The sequence below is a fragment of the Streptomyces sp. NPDC006265 genome, from assembly GCF_040613555.1.
In the GTDB taxonomy this organism is placed as follows: Bacteria; Actinomycetota; Actinomycetes; order Streptomycetales; family Streptomycetaceae; genus Streptomyces.
The window spans coordinates 1-1,667 of the sequence record NZ_JBEXSH010001327.1 but is presented as its reverse complement, the minus strand read 5'-3'; the positions used below and the strand labels follow the sequence as shown (position 1 = coordinate 1,667).

Annotated in this window: 3 protein-coding genes and 1 pseudogene; 3 read left to right on the top strand and 1 reads right to left on the bottom strand. The window is 67.5% G+C overall.

What is annotated here, in order from left to right:
• Positions 1-399: pseudogene (locus ABZ281_RS48490) on the bottom strand (hypothetical protein); the annotation flags it as partial.
• A gap of 466 nt (positions 400-865) precedes the next feature.
• Between ABZ281_RS48490 and ABZ281_RS48485 the strand changes: the two are divergent.
• Genes ABZ281_RS48485 through ABZ281_RS48475 form a run of 3 tightly spaced genes read left to right on the top strand, consistent with a single transcriptional unit; the run spans position 866 to position 1,592 of the window.
• Positions 866-1,102, top strand: a complete 237-nt coding sequence (locus ABZ281_RS48485) for a hypothetical protein (protein ID WP_356665137.1) — start codon at positions 866-868, stop codon at positions 1,100-1,102.
• 50 nt (positions 1,103-1,152) lie between these two features.
• Positions 1,153-1,380, top strand: a complete 228-nt coding sequence (locus ABZ281_RS48480) for a hypothetical protein (protein WP_356665135.1) — start codon at positions 1,153-1,155, stop codon at positions 1,378-1,380.
• Entirely contained in the window at positions 1,380-1,592 is a 213-nt protein-coding gene (locus tag ABZ281_RS48475; protein ID WP_031064399.1) for a hypothetical protein, read from the top strand. Before ABZ281_RS48480 ends, ABZ281_RS48475 begins: the two co-directional genes overlap by 1 nt.
• Positions 1,593-1,667: the final 75 nt, after the last annotated feature.

The following is a 1,667-nucleotide window of genomic DNA, read 5'->3' as shown; positions in this document are numbered from 1 at the left end:
CGTCGACGGCAGCCGCAGACGCCGCGCGAAAGGGGACAGCTCCAGCAGCGCCCACACCGGGTGCTCCCCACGGGGCTCGACGTACTCCGGATCGTCCTCCCACACCTCATGGAGCTCGTTGTAGGACGAGGCGTGCTCGGCCAGCGTCTCGCTCACCCACCGGCGCACCGCGGCGTCGTCCCTCCACTGCGCATCGGTTGCGCCCTGAGCCGCCGCGTCCGCGTTCTCCGCCAGCACCAGTTCCTCGTGCATCGGGAACAGCAACTCCTCGACGGCCAGCAGCGCCCGGGAGGCGACGATGCGGCGGGCCGGCTCCGGCGCCGCGCCGCTCAGCGCGCCCGACAGCACGTCGACGGCCCGTATCACCAGCCGGTCCTGCTGCTTTCCCCACCTGCTCACTCTGAACCCCACTCCCGCGGCCGCCGCGGCACCGCACGTGCCCACATCATCCCGGCCACGACCGGGAAGGCGTTCTCGTGCGGGATGGCTGCCGGACCGCGGCGTGTCTTGGGGGCCGGGAAGCATCCCAAGACTGTTGCTTATTAGCATTTCAGTGTGTACTGTTGTTCTCGAAGGCCGGGGAGTCAAGAACCGGCCGAGAAGCCCCCCGACCAGCAGACCGCCGCCCGCGGCCTCGCCTCCGACGATCGTGAGAACTCCGTTGTTCTATCTGATGAAGTGCCCTTGTTGCGGCCGCCCGACGATGTTTCACGAACTGGAACGACACACCGCCCCGAGCCTCTTGATCGACCCCGAGACGGGCCTGCCGCCCGGCATCTCCCCCGACGGTCACCGTGTGACCCCGTCACCAGAGGCCACGGCCAGAGCCCGCAAGCGGCCCCTGTGCCAGTCGTGTCTCGATGACGTGCAGGCCGGCGGCGAGGTGACCTTCTCCGTACGCCTGAAAGGCGAGCAAACCGCGATGGCCCTCGCACCCGAGATGCCCCTTCTTGACGACGAGGGCCGGGTGATGGCCGTCAGCTGTCCGTCCGCTGGGTGCGGTGCGGTTGTCGACCTGATCAACGGCCGACTGGATCGCCACTTCGTGCGCGGCCAGAAGTGCCGGATGTCGGGCGTGCAGGTGGTGGTCGGTGAGGGGTGAAGCGTGAGCTGAACAGCCTCTCTTGGCTGAATCTCTGACCCTCACGGGCCATGCCCGATCCCCATCAGCCGACCCCGCTCGTCGGGGCCCGCAAGCAGGAGGACGGCGTCTTGATCACCAAACTCAGCCCCTCCGACCTGGCCGAGGTCGAAGAACTTCTCGCACGTTGGAACGAGGCCGTCGATGGCGACAGCAATGACGCTGAGCACGAAGTCGGCGTCGACATGTCGGAGTTCCTGTGGAGGCTCCACGGCGGTATGCCCGAGCGTGAGCTCTGATGGCTATCTACCGTCCCGGCGAGGTCAACTGCGGCCACTGCAACGAACCGACTGGGATCCCGGCTGACGACTGGACCGGAGAAACCCGTACCGAAGACGGCGACTACGTCGCGTCCGTCGACCCCTGTGTGCGCTGTGAGGTTCACACCTACGGCACCCTGGACCGCTGTCCCGACGACTGCCCCGATTGCGCTGAGAACGACGCGGCGTAAGGCATCGGGGCGAATGCGGAGTTGATCTCACCATGAGTACCCCCGTCCCGGGCACCGGGGCGAAGAAGCGTCCCG

What these genes read in the sequence shown, in the direction of transcription:
- ABZ281_RS48480 (WP_356665135.1), top strand. Translation starts at nt 1,153, where the DNA reads ATGCCCGATCCCCATCAGCCGACCCCGCTCGTCGGGGCCCGCAAGCAG.
- ABZ281_RS48475 (WP_031064399.1), top strand. Translation starts at nt 1,380, where the DNA reads ATGGCTATCTACCGTCCCGGCGAGGTCAACTGCGGCCACTGCAACGAA.